General features: G+C 69.2%; 17 protein-coding genes. 12 read left to right on the plus strand and 5 right to left on the minus strand.

The window, feature by feature from the left end:
- Positions 1-43: 43 nt before the first annotated feature.
- From ABD089_RS11455 to ABD089_RS11500, 10 genes are all read left to right on the plus strand, one after another.
- Positions 44-1,018 carry an SPFH domain-containing protein gene (locus tag ABD089_RS11455; protein WP_343886544.1) on the plus strand — a complete coding sequence of 325 codons (975 nt, stop codon included), beginning with the start codon at positions 44-46 and terminating at the stop codon, positions 1,016-1,018.
- A 2-nt stretch (positions 1,019-1,020) separates the two neighbouring features.
- Complete coding sequence (locus tag ABD089_RS11460; protein ID WP_343886545.1) at positions 1,021-1,254, plus strand: type II toxin-antitoxin system antitoxin; 234 nt, start codon at positions 1,021-1,023, stop codon at positions 1,252-1,254.
- A gap of 185 nt (positions 1,255-1,439) precedes the next feature.
- Positions 1,440-2,516, plus strand: a complete 1,077-nt coding sequence (locus ABD089_RS11465; protein ID WP_343886546.1) for a hypothetical protein — start codon at positions 1,440-1,442, stop codon at positions 2,514-2,516.
- 147 nt (positions 2,517-2,663) lie between these two features.
- Positions 2,664-3,197, plus strand: a complete 534-nt coding sequence (locus ABD089_RS11470; protein ID WP_343886547.1) for a hemerythrin domain-containing protein — start codon at positions 2,664-2,666, stop codon at positions 3,195-3,197.
- A 145-nt stretch (positions 3,198-3,342) separates the two neighbouring features.
- On the plus strand, positions 3,343-4,461 hold the full coding sequence (locus ABD089_RS11475) for a carbohydrate kinase family protein (protein ID WP_343886548.1): 1,119 nt from the start codon (positions 3,343-3,345) through the stop codon (positions 4,459-4,461).
- A gap of 91 nt (positions 4,462-4,552) precedes the next feature.
- A complete protein-coding gene (gene bioA / locus ABD089_RS11480; protein WP_343886550.1) occupies positions 4,553-5,890 on the plus strand; it encodes an adenosylmethionine--8-amino-7-oxononanoate transaminase in 1,338 nt (445 codons plus the stop codon).
- Positions 5,887-6,609, plus strand: coding sequence for a dethiobiotin synthase (bioD, locus tag ABD089_RS11485; protein ID WP_343886551.1), 723 nt, complete (start codon positions 5,887-5,889; stop codon positions 6,607-6,609). The genes bioA and bioD overlap by 4 nt, the downstream gene beginning before the upstream one ends.
- Positions 6,606-7,988: an APC family permease gene (locus tag ABD089_RS11490; RefSeq protein ID WP_343886552.1), complete on the plus strand. Its 1,383-nt coding sequence runs from the start codon at positions 6,606-6,608 to the stop codon at positions 7,986-7,988. The genes bioD and ABD089_RS11490 overlap by 4 nt, the downstream gene beginning before the upstream one ends.
- A gap of 42 nt (positions 7,989-8,030) precedes the next feature.
- Complete coding sequence (bioB, locus tag ABD089_RS11495) at positions 8,031-9,263, plus strand: biotin synthase BioB (RefSeq protein WP_343886553.1); 1,233 nt, start codon at positions 8,031-8,033, stop codon at positions 9,261-9,263.
- A gap of 100 nt (positions 9,264-9,363) precedes the next feature.
- Positions 9,364-10,815 carry a DUF2252 domain-containing protein gene (locus tag ABD089_RS11500; protein WP_343886554.1) on the plus strand — a complete coding sequence of 484 codons (1,452 nt, stop codon included), beginning with the start codon at positions 9,364-9,366 and terminating at the stop codon, positions 10,813-10,815.
- Between the two features lie 196 nt (positions 10,816-11,011).
- Here the strand turns inward: ABD089_RS11500 and ABD089_RS11505 are convergent, their stop codons facing one another.
- The 5 genes from ABD089_RS11505 to ABD089_RS11525 form a co-directional block, all read right to left on the minus strand.
- Entirely contained in the window at positions 11,012-12,754 is a 1,743-nt protein-coding gene (locus ABD089_RS11505; RefSeq protein ID WP_343886555.1) for a potassium channel family protein, read from the minus strand.
- Positions 12,755-12,763: 9 nt separating this feature from the next.
- Positions 12,764-13,150: a DUF6394 family protein gene (locus tag ABD089_RS11510; protein WP_343886556.1), complete on the minus strand. Its 387-nt coding sequence runs from the start codon at positions 13,148-13,150 to the stop codon at positions 12,764-12,766.
- Between the two features lie 91 nt (positions 13,151-13,241).
- Positions 13,242-13,697 carry a GNAT family N-acetyltransferase gene (locus ABD089_RS11515; RefSeq protein ID WP_343886557.1) on the minus strand — a complete coding sequence of 152 codons (456 nt, stop codon included), beginning with the start codon at positions 13,695-13,697 and terminating at the stop codon, positions 13,242-13,244.
- Entirely contained in the window at positions 13,697-14,776 is a 1,080-nt protein-coding gene (locus ABD089_RS11520) for a hypothetical protein (RefSeq protein ID WP_343886558.1), read from the minus strand. The genes ABD089_RS11515 and ABD089_RS11520 overlap by 1 nt, the downstream gene beginning before the upstream one ends.
- Positions 14,773-15,393 carry a SigE family RNA polymerase sigma factor gene (locus tag ABD089_RS11525; protein WP_343886559.1) on the minus strand — a complete coding sequence of 207 codons (621 nt, stop codon included), beginning with the start codon at positions 15,391-15,393 and terminating at the stop codon, positions 14,773-14,775. The genes ABD089_RS11520 and ABD089_RS11525 overlap by 4 nt, the downstream gene beginning before the upstream one ends.
- Positions 15,394-15,551: 158 nt before the next feature.
- Here ABD089_RS11525 and wecB point away from each other — a divergent pair, with 158 nt between their 5' ends.
- Together wecB and wecC are read left to right on the plus strand one after the other, a co-directional pair.
- Positions 15,552-16,757, plus strand: a complete 1,206-nt coding sequence (gene wecB / locus ABD089_RS11530) for a non-hydrolyzing UDP-N-acetylglucosamine 2-epimerase (RefSeq protein ID WP_343886561.1) — start codon at positions 15,552-15,554, stop codon at positions 16,755-16,757.
- Positions 16,758-16,858: 101 nt separating this feature from the next.
- A complete protein-coding gene (wecC, locus tag ABD089_RS11535; RefSeq protein WP_343886562.1) occupies positions 16,859-18,109 on the plus strand; it encodes a UDP-N-acetyl-D-mannosamine dehydrogenase in 1,251 nt (416 codons plus the stop codon).
- The last annotated feature ends 37 nt before the right edge of the window (positions 18,110-18,146 follow it).

Consider the following 18,146-nt stretch of genomic DNA (forward strand, 5'->3'; position numbering starts at 1 on the left):
TATCGCCACTTCCTCGGCGAGCCACTTCCCCGGAGGCGCAACCATGAGCCAGACCCCGACCCTCGACTCCGCACCGGCACCCGACGAGGTTCCCATCAGCACGCGTCCGGTGGGTCACGCCGGCATTCGTGTCGACGTCGCCGAGCGACGCGCGTGGAGCATTGGCGGCGCGTGGGTGCTGCTGCTGTGCGTGCTGGCGCTCATCGCGGCCGCGCTGCTCATGGCCAATGGGCTGATGAACGAACACCCGATCCAGGTCGTCGCGGCGGCCGGCGTCGTGCTGTTGGCAGCCATCGGGCTGACCGGCCTGACGATCGTGAACCCCGGTGACGCGCGGGTGGTCCAGTTCCTGGGCCACTACCTCGGCACGGTCCGCAATACCGGGTTGAACCTGACGGTCCCGTTCACCGTCGCACGCAATATCTCGGTGAAGGCCGTCAACTTCGAGACCGCCCCGCTCAAGGTCAACGACGCCAACGGCAACCCGATCGAGATCGGTGCCATCGTCGTCTACCAGGTCGCCGACACCGCCAAGGCTGCCTTCGCGGTCGAGCACTATGACGAGTTCGTCCGCAAGCAGGCCGAGTCGGCGCTGCGACATGTCGCGATGAGCCACCCCTATGACGACCACTCGCTCTCGGAGGCGGGCCAGCGCTCGGTCATCACCCTGCGCGAGGCCACCGACCAGGTCAACCAGGAACTGGCGCACGAGGTGGCCGAGCGGGTCGCAGTATCCGGTGTCGAGATCGTCGAGGTGCGGATCTCCCACCTCGCCTATGCCGCAGAGATCGCCTCCGCGATGCTGCGCCGCCAGCAGGCCCAGGCCGTGCTGGCCGCGCGCCAGGTGATCGTCCAGGGGGCGACCGAGATGGCCAAGCAGGCTGTCCGGACGCTCGACGAGGAATCGGACATCGAGCTCGATCCCGAACGCAAGGCCGCCATGATCTCCAACCTGCTCGTGGTGCTGTGCTCGGAGCAGCAGTCGGCGCCGGTCATCAACACCGGATCGCTGTACTGAGCGTGCCCAACAAGAAGGGTGTCGAGCCGATGGCTCGCGCCGGGCGCAAGCAGCTGCTGTTGCGGATGTCGCCCCAGGTGCATGAAGCGCTCACGAAATGGGCCGCGGACGAGATGCGCAGCGTCAACGGCCAGGTGGAGTTGGTGCTGCGCGACGCCCTGCGCCAAGCGGGGCGCCTGCCCAAGGACGTCCCCGAGCCGCGCGGTCCCGGTCGTCCGTCGAAGTCGTCCGACTGAACTCCGCCAGGAACGCCCGCTGAGGGCAATCCGGCCCCGCCGTGGGACCGGATTGCTCTCACGTGGCGATTTTGGCGGACGCAGTTCACTGTTCGGCTGTCCAAGCATTACGTGGATGTCCGAGACGGTCGCTTGAGTGCTCCGGGGCCGTCAGAGTGGCGGCTCGCGTGAGAGGAGCCCCACCGATGTTCCGCACCCATCTCGCCCGCGGTGCCGCCGCCGTCGCCCTCGGCGCGGCCGTTGCCTTGGCACCCGCCCCAGCCCTCGTCCAGGCGGCCCAGTCGTCCAATGCGGCCGTCCACCGCCAGGGTGATCACCCGTCCACCACGAAGAACCCGTACACCTTCGCGGTCATCGGTGACGTCCCCTACGGCGATGCGCAGATCAAGCTGTTCCCCAGCTGGATCGACCAGATCAACGCCGCCAACCCGAAGATGACCTTCCACGTCGGTGACATCAAGAACGGCTCGACGCGCTGCGACGACCCCTACTACGCCCTGATCAAGAGCGACTTCGACCGCTTCGTGAACCCCTTCGTCTACACCCCGGGCGACAACGAGTGGACCGACTGCCATCGCGCGAACAATGGTGCGTACAACCCGCTCGACCGCCTCGCCCTCGACCGCAAGACCTTCTTCGCGAACCCCGGCAGCACGATGGGCCAGAACCCCGCGACGGTCACCAGCCAGTCCTACCTAGGTGTCCCCGAGAACGTCCGTCTGGAGCGCGCGGGGGTCAGCTTCGCGACCGTCCACGTCGTCGGCTCGAACGACGACCTGAACGTCTGGGACGGCATCGGCAACACCTCCGTGACCAGCGAGCAGGCCGCCGACCAGGCCCAGCGCATGACGGCCGCAGTGGAGAATGTGCACGACGCCTTCGCCGCGGCCCGTCGCAATGGTGACAAGGCCGTGGTCGTGATGCTGCAGGCCGACATGTTCGACCCCACCTACGACGTGCAGTGGAAGGACAACTCCGCCTTCAAGCCGCTGGTCCAGACGCTGGTGGACGAGTCGAACGCCTTCCGTGGCAAGACCTACCTCATCAACGGTGACAGCCACGTCTACAACGTCGACCAGCCGCTGGCCGACGGTTCGAAGTGGCTGGGTTTCTATGGGGTGACCGGCTCCAGCAATCTCACCCGCATCACCACCGACGGGTCCAGCAACAACAAGGACTACCTGATGTTCACGGTGAACCCCTCCAAGAAGGGCGAGCCGCTGAGCTGGGTCCGCGTTCCCTACACCCAGCAGGCCTCCTGACGCGAGTCCCGTCGCCTGGCTCCGCCAAGGATGCCGTGTGAGGGCAATCCGGTTCCGCCGTGGGACCGGATTGCTCTCACGTGGCGATTTTGGCGGGCGGATCCCTCGCCACTGGGGCTGCGAAGGTGCGGGCGTAGGGTGCAACCCATGTGTGAGTACTGCGGATGTCGTTCCATCGACGTGATCGGTCGCTTCAGCGAGGAGCACTACACGGTCGTCGACCTGCTCGGTGACTTCGGCCGCGCCGTCGCCACCAAGGACCTCGAGAAGGTCGGACAGGCCGGACTGGTGCTCGCGAACACCCTGTGGCCACACACCAAGGCCGAGGAGGCGGGGCTCTTCCACGAGATGCGCAAGGACCCCGACTACACCGCCACCATCGACTCGCTGTGCGACGAGCACTCCAGCCTGGACGAGCAGCTGGAACGCATCATGGACGGCGACCTCGACGAGTACCCGGCCTTCGAGGTGGCGCTGCGCCACCACATCGACCACGAGGAGAACGGTCTCTTCCCGGCCGCAGCGGTCGGCGTCGACGGGCCCACGTGGGAGCGGATCAACCAGCTCACCCACGACTTCGACCACACCGAGGGCATCGACCATGAACATGGTGATGGGGAGCACGGCGACGGGACGCATGCCGAGGGCGAGCGCGCGCACCCCAGCTCCCACAGCCACTGACCCCCCGCGCACTACCCGGACGCGCACCATCGACACGCGCACGCCGCGGCCAGCCAGGCATGAGGACCGGTCTCGCAGGTGAAGGCTCGCTGAACGCCCGTCCGGCTGCCATTGCCCGGCGCCGGCGTGGGTGAGGATGGGTCTCGTGACCTTCGACCCGCTCGCCCAACTCCGCGCGCCCGACGCGCCGGCCTTCGACGTCTTCCTGCACGGGATGGTCTTCCTGGACATCATCTTCACCGGCATGGACGAGATGCCCGGCCCAGGCGAGGAGATCTGGAGCGACGGCATGGGCTCATGCCCGGGCGGCATCGCGAACCTGGCCGTGGCCACCTCCCGGCTCGGCCTGCGGACCTCCTTGGGCGCCGCCTTCTCCACCGACGACTACGGCGAGTTCTGCTGGCGCACCCTGCGCGACCAGGAGGGCGTCGACCTGTCAGCGTCCGCCCGCTACCCCGAGTGGCACTCGCCGGTGACCGTCTCGATGGCCGTCGGGGACGACCGCCAGATGGTCACCCACGGCCACCCGGCGCCGCAGCCCGCGTCCCAGATGATCGGCACCCCTCCCGCGGCCCGGGCGTGCATCGTCGACCTGCACCCCGAGACCCCGATCGGGGACGACGCCGACCCGACCTGGGCCGACCAGGCCCGCGCGCAGGGCTCGCTGCTGTTCGCCGACGTCGGCTTCGACCAGACCGGCGTCCGGGACACGAGCGTCCTGGACCAACTGCAGTACTGCCATGCCTTCACCCCCAACCAGCTGGAGGCGATGGCCTACACCCGCACCGAGACCCCCTCGGACGCGCTCTACGCGATCGCCGACCGGGTCCCCCTGGCGGTGGTCACCGAGGGCCCGAACGGGGCCCGCGCGATCGACTCGGTGACCGGCGAGGAAGCGGTCGTCCCGGCACTACGCGTCCGTGCCGTCGACCCGACCGGGGCGGGGGACGTCTTCTGCGCGGCGCTGGTGCTCGGCTCGCTCGCCGGCTGGCCTCTGGACCAACGACTCGCCTTCTCCGCATTGTGCTCGTCGTTGTCGGTGCAACAGGTGGGCGGCTCGCTGGCCGCGCCCGGCTGGGGTGACATCGCCGACTGGTGGCACAAGGTGCGCGACGGGAAGGACGAGCGGATCTGCTCGTTGCCGCGGACCCTCGTCGCGTCCATGCGGCGGCGGTATGAGTTCCTGGACGACCTGGTGGCGACCGTCCCCAGCGGCGCGGTGCGCCGTGCCGCCGCGACCATCGCGCAGCTCTCGGACGCCTGACAGCGTCCCAGCATCCGGGCTGGTGGGAACCGACTTGAACAGTGTTCAAGTCGGGGTGTAGAAATCATGCATCCGCAATGAGGAGGATGCAATGGAGCACGCCACCGGTCTACTGGCTCGAGACGCCGAGCACCTGTGGCACCCCTATGCCCCCTCGAAGCCCTCGTCCGTCTTCGCGGTCGTCGAGGAGGCGTCCGGCAGCACATTGGTGCTTGACGACGGGAAGCGACGCATCGAGGCCGTCGACGCGATGGCGTCGTGGTGGTGCCAGCTGCACGGCTACCGCAACCCGGTGCTGGACGAGGCCTTGCACACCCAGGTCGACCGCTTCAGCCATGTCATGTTCGGCGGACTCACCCACGAGCCTGCGGTGCGGGTCGCCGAGCAGCTCGTCGACCTCGCGCCAGCGGGCATGAACCGGGTCTTCCTGGCCGACTCCGGCTCGGTCGCGATGGAGGTGGCGCTCAAGTTCGTCCGTCAGGTCGCGATCTGCCGAGCAAGCAGCTCCGCCGGTAGCCGTGGCGGGCTCAGGGTCGCCGCACTGACGGGGGCCTACCACGGCGACACGCTCGGCGCGATGAGCGTCTGCGACCCCGGTGGCGGGATGCACGCGATGTTCGCCGATTCCCTGCCGACACAGGTCTTCCTGCCCCGCCCGCCCCGCTTTGGTGCCGAGGCCTACGCCGTGGACGCATGGAGCAGCGCGGCCGCACAGGTGCTCGACGAACACCAGGACGAGCTGTGCGCCATCGTCGTCGAACCGGTGCTGCAGGGCGCGGGTGGCATGTGGGGTTGGTCGCCCATCGCGCTGGCGTGGCTGCGCGCGCAGGCCACCGAGCGCGGGCTGTTGTTGGTGGCCGACGAGATCGCGACCGGCTTCGGACGCACCGGGCAACTCTTCGCCTGCGACTGGGCCCAGGTGGTTCCGGACGTGCTGGTGGTCGGCAAGTCGATGACCGGCGGCTACCTCACCCAGGCCGCGATGATCACCACGGACGCCTTGGCCGCCGAGCTGGACGCCGGTCCGGGTGGCGCCCTGATGCACGGACCCACCTTCATGGGGAACCCCTTGGCCTGCGCCGCATCCTCGGCGAGCTTGGGGATCATCGCGTCCGGAGCCTGGCGCGAGCCGGTCGCCGCGATCACGGACGGCTTCGAGCGCGGGCTCGGAGGGTTGCGCGAGGTGCCCGGGGTGCGCGAGGTCCGTGTCCTCGGCGCCACGGCGGCGGTCCAGCTGCAGGGCGCTGTCGACGTCCCACTGGCCACCCGCACCGCGCTGGACCACGGCACCTGGATCAGGCCCTTCCGCGACCTCGTCTACGCGATGCCGCCCTTCGTCATCACCCCCGAGGAACTCGACCGCGTCTGTGGCGCGATCACCGCTGCCGTCCTCGCGAACGTGCAACGCACCACCAAGGAGGCGGCATGACCACGAAACTGCCCGTGACCAGCGGCATCGTCATCATCACCGGCACCGACACCGACGTCGGTAAGTCGATCGTCACCGCCGAACTCACCCGCCAACTGCTTACCGACGGCACCGACCTCGTGGTCGTGAAGCCCACCCAGACCGGGCTCGAGCCCGGCGAGGAGGGGGACGTCCAACTCGTCGGACGCCTGTCCGGACTCGCGCCCGAACGCTGCCTCGAGTTCGTCCGGCTGCCTGAACCGCTGGCGCCCACCACGGCTGCCCGCCGTGCCGGCGTCACGCTGGCCCCGATGGCGGACGTCGCGCGCGACCTGGCGGCGCTTGCCCGCGAACACCAGCTCGTCCTGGTCGAGGGTGCCGGCGGAGTGACGGTCGGGCTCGACGGTGTCGGGGACGGCTTGCTGGAGCTCGCGGACGCGCTCACGACACTGGGCACTCCGCCCGTCTTCGTCGTGGTCGCGCGGCCGGGGCTGGGGACGCTGAACCACTCCCGCCTCACCTGCGACGCGATCACCACTCGGGGGCACGCCGTCGCCGGACTGGTCGTCGGCTCCTGGCCCGGTGTTGCCGGAGTCGCGCCCGACCTGGCCGAGAGCTGCAACATCGCCGAGCTCGCCGACTTCACCGGTGTACCCCTGCTGGGCGCGCTGCGCGCCGGCTCCGGTGCCTCCCCTGAAGCCCTCGCCTCCAGCTGGCTCGACCCCGAGGAGACCCGATGACCGCCGCCGAGTTCACAGCCACCGAGACCACGGCCCCCGCCCATGACGAGGTCGAGGCGCTGGGCTATCAGCCGCAGCTGCACCGCCAGCTCGGCTTCGGGTCCCTGCTCGTCTACGGGCTGTTGTTCTTCGTCCCGCTGGCGCCGGTGGCCGTCTTCGGGCCGGTCGTCAACCGCTCCGGCGGTGTCCCGGTGCTGGTCTACGCCGTCGCCGCCATCGTGATGGGGCTGTCAGCGGTCAGCTACCGCGAGATGGCGCTCCGCTTCCCGACCGCCGGATCGGTCTACGGCTACGTCCGCCATGGGGCGGGAGAGCACCTCGGCTTCATCGCCGGCTGGATGATCCTGCTCGACTACCTGATGATGCCCTCACTCCTGGTGATCCTCGCCTCGCTGGCGTTGGCCCACTCCATCCCGGGCATCCCCGTCGTGGTGTTCACGCTGGGTTTCGTGCTCGCGTCCGTGCTGCTGAACGTCTTCGGCATCACCGTCACCACCCGGGCCGGGCTGGTGCTGCTGGCCATCCAGATGGCCGTGATGCTCACCTTCTTCGGTTTCGTCGCAGCAGCGGTCAGCAGCGGCGAGGTGCAGCTGAGCGCAGCACCGCTGTGGCGCGCCGGGGTCACACCGGCCGGGGTGCTGTCGGCGGTCTCGATCGCCGCGCTCAGCTACCTCGGGTTCGACGCCGTTGCCACCCTCAACGAGGAGGCCAAGGGCGGCGGACGGGCCGTCGCCTGGGCCACCACCGTGCTGCTCGGTGTGGTCACCGTCCTGTTCTGCCTGCAGGTCTGGGCCGCCGCGCTGGTCAGCCCCGACGCTGCCTTCGCGAAGGGGACGACCACCACCCGCGCCTTCTACCACGCGGTCGACGCCGTGGCCCCGAGCTGGTTCTCGGTCGTCTTCACCCTCACCAATGCCTTCGTCGCCATCTTCGCCTGCTTGGTCGTCGCGCACGCGTCCACCGCCCGTCTGCTCTTCGCCATGGGACGCGATGGCGTCCTGCCCCGCTTCCTCGGCACCACCACCGAGACCGGGGTGCCGCGCGCCGCGGTGCTCACCACGGGTGCGCTGGCACTCGTCCTCGGCGTCGCGCTGGCCGGACGCGCGGAGCTGGTCACCTCGCTGGTGACCTTCGGGGCCCTGTCCAGCTATGTCTTCCTGCACGCCGCGGTGTGGTGGCGCTGCTGGAACCAGGAGCGCAGCGGTCGACTCGTCGCACACCTTCTCGTCCCGCTGCTCGGCTCGGTCGCCCTGCTGTTCGCACTCAGCCAGACCGAGGGCCTCACCCGCTCCGTCGGGCTCGTCTGGCTGGCGGTCGGCGCGACGGTCCTGCTCGTCCAGAAGCTCTCCGCACGCCCCCTTGCACGTCCCCAGACCTGACCATCCGCTCACCCTCATCCCGCCCACAACCCAGGAGCTGACATGACCACCTTGGACCTCGACCAGATCACCGCCACCGCCCTGTCGGGCACCTCGATCAGCCGTGAGGACGCGCTGGCCGTGCTCGGCAGCGGCAACGACCAACTGATGGGCGTCGTGGCCGCCGCCTCGGCGGTCCGCCGGAAGTTCTTCGGACGCCGCGTCAAGCTGAACTACCTGGTCAACCTGAAGTCGGGCCTGTGCCCCGAGGACTGCTCCTACTGCTCGCAGTCGTTGGGCGCCAAGACCGGCGTGCTGAAGTACAGCTGGCTGTCGACCGAGCAGGCCACCGCCGCCGCCACGGCGGGCGTCGGGGGCGGCGCGCGCCGCGTCTGCCTGGTCGCGTCGGGTCGTGGCCCGTCGAACCGGGACGTCGACCGCGTTGGGCAGATCATCGGGCACATCAAGGCCGAAAACCCCGAGGTCGAGGTGTGCGCCTGCCTCGGCTTCCTGACCGAACAGCAGGCCAGCACCCTGCACGAGGCCGGTGCGGACGCCTACAACCACAACCTCAACTCGGCCGAGTCGAACTACGCCGAGATCTGTTCCACGCACAGCTACTCCGACCGCGTCGACACCGTCGAGACCGCCAAGCGCGGCGGACTCTCGCCCTGCTCCGGCCTGATCGCCGGCATGGGCGAGACGGACGAGGAACTGGTGGACGTGCTGTTCGCGCTGCGGGAGCTGGGCGTCGACTCGGTGCCGGTGAACTTCCTGCTCCCCTTCGAGGGCACCCCGCTGCATGGCCACCAGGAACTCACCCCCCAGCGCTGCCTGCGCATCCTGGCGATGGCGCGGCTGGTCTGCCCCGACGTCGAGGTGCGCGCCGCCGCCGGACGCGAGTACCACCTGCGCTCCATGCAGCCGCTGGCACTCGAGATCTGCAACTCGATCTTCCTCGGCGACTACCTGACCAGCGAGGGACAGGCCGGTGACGCCGACCTGCGGATGCTGGCCGACCTCGGCTTCACCGTGCAGGGTGCGGACGGTGAGGAGATCGACCCGATGGAGTTGCTCAGCGCGCGCGGTGCCAAGCACGGTCATGCTGGCCATGGTGCTGCTGACGTGGCTGCCTGCGGATCGGCCGTGGGTGCCGGCTGTGGCTCGTCCTGCGGTGGCTGTGACCATGCCACGGACAGCGCAGCTGCCCCCTCGAGCGACGTGGCCGAGGGCGCCGAGCCCGAGGTGCACGTCCGTCGTCGCGGGGCCGGGACGCAGGTGCCGGCCAACGTCTGAGCGTGCTGGTGGGGGGCACGCTCTCGGCCCGGGGTTCCGCTGTGGGCAGGTCACCCGGCTGTGCCCAGAGCACTAGTCTGGCGGCGAAAAAGGAGCGCCCATGCCACACATCGGTCACCCCGTTCACCCCAAGACGGACAACGCCCAGTTCGAGTCGCTGCGCCATCGCACCACGAGCCGCGAGGAGCGTGTCGCCTTCGGGCGGTCCCTGCGTGAGCAGGTGCCCGTGCGATCGCTCGCAGACTGGGACCCCTCGGTGCGCTCGGCGGACCCGATCGACCTGATCCGCGGTTCGCACGAGGGACGGGTCCCGGAGTTGGTGGCGGTCCGGGTGGGCCGGATGGCCAGCTCCCCCTACGGCTTCCTTCGGGGGTCGGCGGTCGTGATGGCGCACGACGTCGCACACCTGCCCGCGTCCGGGATCCGGCCGGTTGTCTGTGGTGACGCGCACCTGGGCAACTTCGGCTTCTACCGTTCGCCCGAGGGCGCGCAGGTGATCGACCTGAACGACTTCGACGAGGCTCATCCCGGCGCCTGGGAGTGGGACCTGCGCCGGCTCACCACGGCCGTCGTCTGCGCCGGACGCGAGAATGGCTACTCCGAGCAGAACTGCGCCGACGCCGTGGCGAACTGCGTCGCGAGCTACCGGTCGACGATCGCCGAGCTCGCCACCCAACCGCTGCTGCGCCGCTCCTTCGAGCGCCTCGACGTCGACACCCTGCGCGACCGGGCCCAGGACACCTCCCTGCGGGAGGCGATCGTCCGGTCGGCGCGGACCGCCCGCAAGCGCACCAGTGACCGCGCGCTGCCGCGCTTCACCCAACAGGACGAGCAGGGCAACCGCCGCATCGTCGAGGAGCCGCCGCTGATCACCCGGCTGCACGACGACGAGTACAACGCCGTTGCCGTCGGCCTGGACGACTACCTGTGGTCGCTGGCGCCGCACTGGCGTCGCGTGGTGGGCGGCTACCACCTGGTCGACATCGCCCACAAGGTCGTCGGAGTCGGGTCGGTGGGGCTGCGCGCCTATGTCGCGCTGCTCGAGGGGTCGAGCCCCGACGACGTGCTCTTCCTGCAGCTGAAGGAGGCCAGGCGGTCAGTGCTGGCACCCTATGTGCACGGCGACGTCCCCCGGCACTCGCACCAGGGCCAGCGTGTGGTCGAGTACCAGCAGGCGCTGCAGTCGACGTCCGATCCCTTGCTGGGCTGGAGCCGGATCGATGGGCGCGACTACTACGTACGGATGTTCCGCAACATGAAGGGGACGATCCCCCTCAATGACATCGGGCCCGGGGCGCTGGCCGACTACGCCGGCATCGTCGGGGCGTTGCTGGGCAAGGGCCACGCCCGCACCGCCGGAGCCTCCATGATCTCGGGCTACCTGGGCGGGGGCGGCAAGGCCACCGACGCCTTCGTGAAGTTCGCGCGTCTGTACGCAGACCAGAACGAGGCCGATCACGCAGCGCTGGTGAAGGCCGCCCGCGAGGGCACGCTCCCGATCGCGGACGGGGCGCTGGAGTCCATGGGGTCCGCCTTCCGTCCCGGCGGATAGTCGGTCGGGGAGGGGTTGACTGAAAACCGGACGAATCGGGGCTGTTGCACGTTCCACTCGCCGATCTGGACGGCTGGCATCCGTTCTTCAGCAGCAGTTGGCCGGTCGCACGGTCGTGGCGGCGAGGGACTGCCAGCCTGCGGCCGCCGGGATGGCCCCCAGGGGTCGGCCGGAGCACCAGCCGGGAACCGCCGGCTCAGGCTCGGTTGCGACGGCGGTCCCGGAACTGGCGCCACAACCAGGTCGAGGGGACCGATTCGCCGGTCGCCAGATATTCGACTGCCTCGTCGTGGAAGACATTGTGCGAGAGCGAGGTGTTGCCGCGGGTGCGCACCAGCAGACCCAGTTCGTCGCCCACCTGCAGGGGTGTGCGGAGGTCCGGGACGAACTGCGTGAGCCCGTCGCGCACCAGCACGGAGGGGTAGACGTCGATCGGCTGGTCACGGTCGTCCGGGTCGCTGAGCAGCTGCCCGAGCGTCAAGGTGTTTCCCTTGTCGAGCCAGCGGCAGACGGCCGGGGCGCCACGTCCGTCCAGCACCAGCTTGATGGCGGTTGGGGAGTAGTTGCCCAGCCGGGCCTGCATGTCCTTGAGCACCTTGGCCGACCACTCGTCGGTCTGCTCGTGGACGTGCTGGATGAAGCCCCAGAACAGCGGCGCCTCCACCCGGGCCAGGGTCTCGAAGGCCACCAGGTCGGTCGCGACGAAGACCTGGTCGGGCTCGAAGGCCTCCAGCAGCGGTGCGGTGGACACGACCTTCTGGCGTACCGACAGGTAGACCTCGGGGTTCTCCAGCCGGGCGTGCGCGGCCAGCGACAGGTTGGTGGTGTCGCTCTCTGCGCCGGCGACGAAGCCGACGATCTCGCTGACGTCGGGCAGGCCGGCCGATGGGTCGACCACCTCGACCTGCAGCCCGGCTGCCCGCAGGTCTCGGGTCACCTCGGCGCCGAAGCGTCCGTCCGCGGCGACCATCCACCGTCCGTGGCTCAGCTCGCAGTGCAGTTTCGGCAGCGGGGTGCCGGGTTCGTCCAGCAGCCAGGAGGCCAACTGGTAGGTGACGGGCTTCGACAGGGCCATCACCAGGTAGTGGCCAAAGCGATCAAAGGGATTGATCACCGCCTGCGGTCCGAAGTCCTCCAGCCGCGGGACGTTCTCCCGCTGGCTGCACCGGGTGATCACCGGGATCTCGGGACGCAACAGGTGGGCCGACATGACGACGGCGAGGTTCATCTCGTCCTTGTCGGTCATCGCCATCACGCCCTCGCACATGGGGTGCCCGAGACCGGCCAGGCCCAGGATCCCGGGGTTGCGCGGGTCTCCCTGCAAGGACGGAACGTCGGCGGTGAGCTGGTCGGCGACCAGCACGTCGATCCGGCCGGGGTCCTCGTCCAGGATGACCATCCGGCGCCCCAGCTGGTCGAGCGCCAGGGCCAGCGTCCGACCTGCCTGGCCGTAGCCGGCGATCAGGATGAAGGGCTCGCGCATCGACTCCACCCGCCGGTGGAAGCGCTGCATCGACAGCGCCTTGCGGAAACCCGGCTCCTGCAGCATCGCGAAGGTGGCACCGAGGGCGTAGGCCCAGATCGTCACCGACATGAAGATGCAGACCGTCATCCACATCCGCTGGGCGACGGTGAAGGCGTAGGGCGTCTCGCCGAAGCCGATCGTCGGTGCGGTGTAGGCCATCACGTAGAAGGCGTCGAAGGGCGTCATCCGGTAGGGATTGCCCTGGTCGTCCACGCCGGGGATCAGCGTGAACCCGAACACGGAGATGGCGAACACCCCCAGCACCATCACCAGCGGCCAGCGCAGCCGGCGCAGCACCAGGAAGACGGCGGCGGTGGTGGGCACCTCGGTGGGCACCTCCACCGCGACGCGGCGCAGCCTGCGATCACCCGCGCGCCACGGCGGGGAGTTGAGCATCAGCAGGGGATTGCCCACGGTCAGACCTCAGCGGCGACGGTAGGAGACGGTCTCGGCGACCAGCAGGACGATCGAGACGGCATTCGCGAGCAGCGCACCGCCCGACAGCGAGACGACCGAGGAGATCGCCCGGATGTCCAGCCCGGCGGACGAGACCTGCGTCGCGTAGACGTAGAAGGCGGTGGCGCCGATCAGCTGGATGTCGGCCACCAACGAGGTGGCCAGGTGGATGGCACCGATCTGGGTGCGGTCGCCGAGCTTCAGGATGGTGGCGACGAGGTTGACGACCACGGCGAGGTAGAGCTCCCACCCATTGTGCAGGTGCGGGTTCGACATGTCGCCGAGGAAGAACCCGAAGTTGATCGTCGCTGCGAGCAGCACGAAGAAACCGAAGAGCACCTTTTCCAGATTCACGTGGTCACGCTATCCGCCCGCACCGACAATTCACAGGAGTGCCTGCAGTGCCGGTTGAGGTGGAGCATGGGCGAACCCAGCGGACGGACGACTAGCCGCGCCGCATCGGGACGTGCGGGATGCCGTCCTCGTCGTAGTCGTCCCCGTCGCGGCGGAAGCCGAAACGCGCGTACCAGCCCTCCAACGGCGCCTGCGCATTGAGGACGACGGGCGCTCCCGGTGCGAGTTCTTCGCACTGGTCGAGGGCGAAGGCGAACAGTTGTTGCGCAACGCCGGTGCCGCGGACGCTGAGCGCGGTGGCGACCCGTCCGATCCTGATCGCGTCGGTCTCCCGCAGGATTCGAGCGGTGGCCACGACCTCGCCGCCCCGGGTGCCCCACACCATCTGGGCGCCGGGCTCGACGTCACGCCCGTCCAGGTCGGGATAGATGCACGCCTGCTCGATGACGAAGACGTCCGCGCGCAACTTGCAGATGTCGTGCCAGAGCAGGGGATCCAGGTCGCGGACGGGTGCGCGACCGAGCTCGAGGGGGAGGTCCGTGGCCATCACTGCACCGTACAGGTGCGCAGTACCGTGCCGGCATCGTCGAGCAGGGCCACCTTGACGGGGATCCGGGCGCCGTCGGGGTCCTCCGGCAGGGGAGTCGGCAGGTCGAGCACCCGGTTGGTGACCAGGATTCCGTTGTTGATCGGGAAGGTCGTGGTGATGCCGCCACCCACCACGGTCGCACGGAGCTGGGTGGCCCTGGTCAGCTCGCCGCGTTCGTCGCGCACGAAGCTGACCGTGCTGAAGTTCACCCTGGTGACCATGTTCTTGGAGCCTCGTGCGTCAACGGCGACGGCTGCCAGCCCCGGGTCCGGGCAGGCGTAGTACACGTCCGTGGACGGGGGAATGAAGTCAACCCCGGCAGCCGTCCCATTCGGAATCAGCTGGCACCGCGCCAACGCCCCGAAGTCTGAGTAGAGGGCGACGCTGCGACTGCCATCCAGTGGGTCGAGCGCAGAGCTCGCGACGTGCCAGCGGGCGGCGAAGGGAAAGCCGGAACTGTCGCGGCACAGCGTCTTCCAGTCGGTGGAGTCGTCGGCCAGCAGGTCGGCGGTGAGTTGCTTGCCGTTGCCGGTGGTCTCGAAACCCAGGTAACAGGCGCGGGAGTGGGACTCGTCGTAGTCCCAGTTGGACCACGTGGTCCCGTCTGGGTCGACCTGCTCGTTCAGGGTGGGCAGGTACTCGGAGGATTCGAAGACGTGGACGATGGCACCGGGGCCCCGGAACTCGAAGTCTGAGGGTCCGAGAACCTCTGGCGCGGTGACCGAGCAGCGGCGGTTCACCTCGTCGTCCGGCATTTCCAGCCCGTCCAGGGGCGAGGCGCTCTCGTGGTAGTTGGTCTGCCACCAGCTCTTCGGGGTGGGTGTGGGAGCCGGCGCGGGGCCAAACCGGACCGTTGGACGGAACCAGACGACCAGCCCGATCACCAATGCCAGGGCGGCGAGTGCGGCGAGCACCCGGTTGCGCACCCGGGCTCGCTGGCGGGCCACCCGGGCGCGAACCTGTTCCGCGCTGGTGGTGGCTGGCGCATGGTGCTCGTCGCTGGCGCGGTCGAGTTCATGGGCGAGGCGGATGATCATGCGTCACCCCTCGACAAGCTCGGGGAGCGTGGTGGGTCGCTCGGGGAACGTGGTGGGTCGGACGGGGATCGTGGTGGTTCGGACGGGGAGCGTGGGGGGTCGCTCGGGGGATCGGAGGGGCGGGCGAAGGAGCCGTCCGCCAGCTCGTCCTCGAGCACCAGTTGGTCACCGGTACGGGTCAGTTCGGCGCGCAGGTTGGCTATTGACTCCTTCTTCAGCGCTGCCGCGTCCACGACGCCGAGTGCGGCCTGGACCTCCGCGTCCGAGGCCTTGGCGAACCAGCCCAGCACCACTGCTGCCCGCTGCTGGACGGGCAACGACGCGAGCGCGGTGAGCAGGCGGTCGGAAGGGTCCTGGGCAGGGCCCTTCACGGCTCGAACTGCCGTGCTGTCGACCAGTGAGTCGGCGCAGGAGAGCGCCGCAACCATCTCGCGGCGCACCGCCGTCACCGCGCGTGGACCATCGGCGAAGTCGGTTCCCCTGCGCAGCAGGGTGACCAGCGCGTCCTCGATGGCGCGGTCGGCGCGCGTCCATGATCCGGTCAGCAACAGGGCCGTCCGGCGCAGGCCGGAGAGTTCCACCTCGACGAACTCGTCCAAGGCGTCAACCGCACCCATGCTGCCTCCCACGCTGCGCTGCGAACCGAGGGCAACGCTAGCCCCAACAGGGGTCCGACGGCAGATGGTCGGGGCTGCGCAGGGGGAGTCGCCACCGGATCGGGGCGCACACGTACTAGGTTCGGTGCAGTCCCCTTTCAAGATGTGGAGCCCACGACATGACCACCACCGTTCTGGCCGTCTACGGCACGCGCCCCGAAGCGATCAAGATGGCGCCGGTCATCAAGGCACTGGAGACCTCCGAGACCCTCCACTGCGAGATCGCCGTCACCGGACAGCACCGCGAGATGCTCGACCAGGTCAACGAGATGTTCGGCATCGTGCCCGACCACGACCTCAATGTCTTCGAACCCGGCCAGACGCTGAACGCGCTGATGGCCAAGGTCTTCGCCCGGATCGACCCCGTGCTCGAGCAGGTGGCCCCGAAGGCCGTCCTCGTGCAGGGCGACACCTCCACCGTCGCCGCCGCCGCGATCGCCGCGATGTACCGCCAGATCCCGGTGGTGCACCTGGAGGCCGGCCTGCGCTCCGGTGACATCTGGTCGCCCTTCCCGGAGGAGGCGAACCGCAAGATCGTCAGCCAGATCACCTCGCTGCACCTGGCGCCGACCACCCAGTCGCGCGACAACCTGCTGCGCGAGGGCATCAGCGCCGACGACATCGTCGTCACCGGCAACACCGTCATCGACGCGCTGTTCACCACGCTCGACCTGAACCCGCCGGTCAGCCACCCGCAGGTGGCCGAGCTGGTGGAGCAGGGCAAGAAGATCCTGCTGGTCACCACCCACCGCCGCGAGAACTGGGGCGGTGCGATGGAGAACGTCGGACGTGCGCTGCGCACCATCGCGCAGAACTACCCCGAGATGACGATCGTGCTGCCGGCCCACCGCAACCCGCTGGTGCGCGAGGCCGTGCTGCCCAGCGTCGAAGGCCTGCCGAATGTCCTGGTGACCGAGCCGCTCAGCTACGGCGAGTTCATCCGCGTGATGAATGCCGCGCACATCGTGCTCACCGACTCGGGCGGCGTGCAGGAGGAGGCGCCCTCGCTCGGGCGCCCGGTGCTGGTGATGCGCGAGAACACCGAGCGTCCTGAGGCCGTCGCGGCCGGCACCGTGCGCCTGATCGGCACCGACGAGGCCCGGATCGTCGACGAGGTCTCCCGCCTGATGACCTCCCAGGCCAGCTACGACGCGATGAGCAAGGCCCAGAACCCCTACGGCGACGGGCAGGCCGCGTCCCGCACGGTGGCCGCGATCGAACAGCTGCTCGGCCTCGGCCAGCGGATCGAGGACTTCTCGGTCGACCGTCCGGCGCCCCGCACGGTCAACGTCGAGGGCTCGGCCAGCCTGCGAGGCGAGCACTGATCAGCACGTGAACACATCCCGGCGGTGTGGCGTTCAGCCATCTGGGACACTGGAACCAATCTCCGGGACAACCGAACACCCGATCCACGAAGGATGACCCCATGGCACTACCCGTCAACAGCATCTGCGTCATCGGCCTGGGCTACATCGGCCTGCCGACCGCCATCATCTTCGCCTCGCACGGCGTCAAGGTCACCGGCGTGGACGTCAGTGACCGCCACGTCGACGCGGTCAACCGCGGGGAGCTCCCCTTCGTGGAGGAGGGTCTGGACGTCGTCCTCAAGGAGGTCGTCGACAAGGGCCTGCTGACCGCGCAGAAGGAGACCCCGGAGGCGGACGTCTTCATCGTTGCCGTCCCCACCCCCTTCGCCGAGGGCTACAAGGCGGACGTGTCCTACATCGAGGCCGCCGCCAAGGCGCTGGCCCCGAAGCTCAAGGAGGGCAACCTGGTCGTCCTGGAGTCGACCTCCCCGCCCGGCACCACGGAGCACATGGCCGAGGTCATCCTCGCCGAGCGTCCCGACCTGTCGGCTGACGGCAAGGATGGCAAGCCGGTCATCCACTTCTCGCACGCCCCCGAGCGCGTGTTGCCCGGCCGGATCATGGTCGAGCTGGCCGCCAACGACCGCGTGCTGGGTGGCATGACCCCCGCCGCGACCGAGCTGACCCGCGACGTCTACGCGATCTTCTGCACCGGCGAGCTGCTCACCACCGACGCCCGCACGGCCGAGATGGCGAAGCTGACCGAGAACTCCTTCCGTGACGTGAACATCGCCTTCGCCAACGAGCTCTCGGTGATCTCGGAGAAGATGGGCATCGACGTCTGGGAGCTGATCGAGCTGGCGAACCACCACCCGCGCGTGAACATCCTGCAGCCCGGCCCCGGCGTCGGTGGCCACTGCATCGCCGTCGACCCGTGGTTCATCGTCTCGGCTGCGCCACAGGAGTCCCGGCTCATCCACACGGCGCGCGTCGTCAACGACGACAAGCCCGAGTGGGTCATCGACCACGTGCTCAAGGCGATCGAGGGCAACGACTCCCCGACGATCGCCGCTCTGGGCCTGGCCTTCAAGGCCGACATCGACGACCTGCGCGAGTCCCCCGCCGTCGCGATCACCAAGAAGCTGGCCGAACGCCTGCCCGCAGCGAAGGTGCTGGCCGTCGAGCCGAATGTCACCGAGCTGCCCAAGCAGCTCACCGGGATCGCGAACGTCGAGCTGGCCGACCTGGACACCGCACTCGAGGCGGCCGACGTCGTCCTGTTGCTGGTGGACCACAAGGAGTTCAAGGCCCTGGACCGCGCTCGCCTGGAAGGCAAGCAGGTCGTCGACACCCGTGGCACCTGGCGCTGACCGCACCCGCCCGCTGACGCACCGGGCCCCGAACCCC

This window comes from Luteococcus sanguinis, assembly GCF_039527675.1.
Taxonomy (GTDB): domain Bacteria; phylum Actinomycetota; class Actinomycetes; order Propionibacteriales; family Propionibacteriaceae; genus Luteococcus; species Luteococcus sanguinis.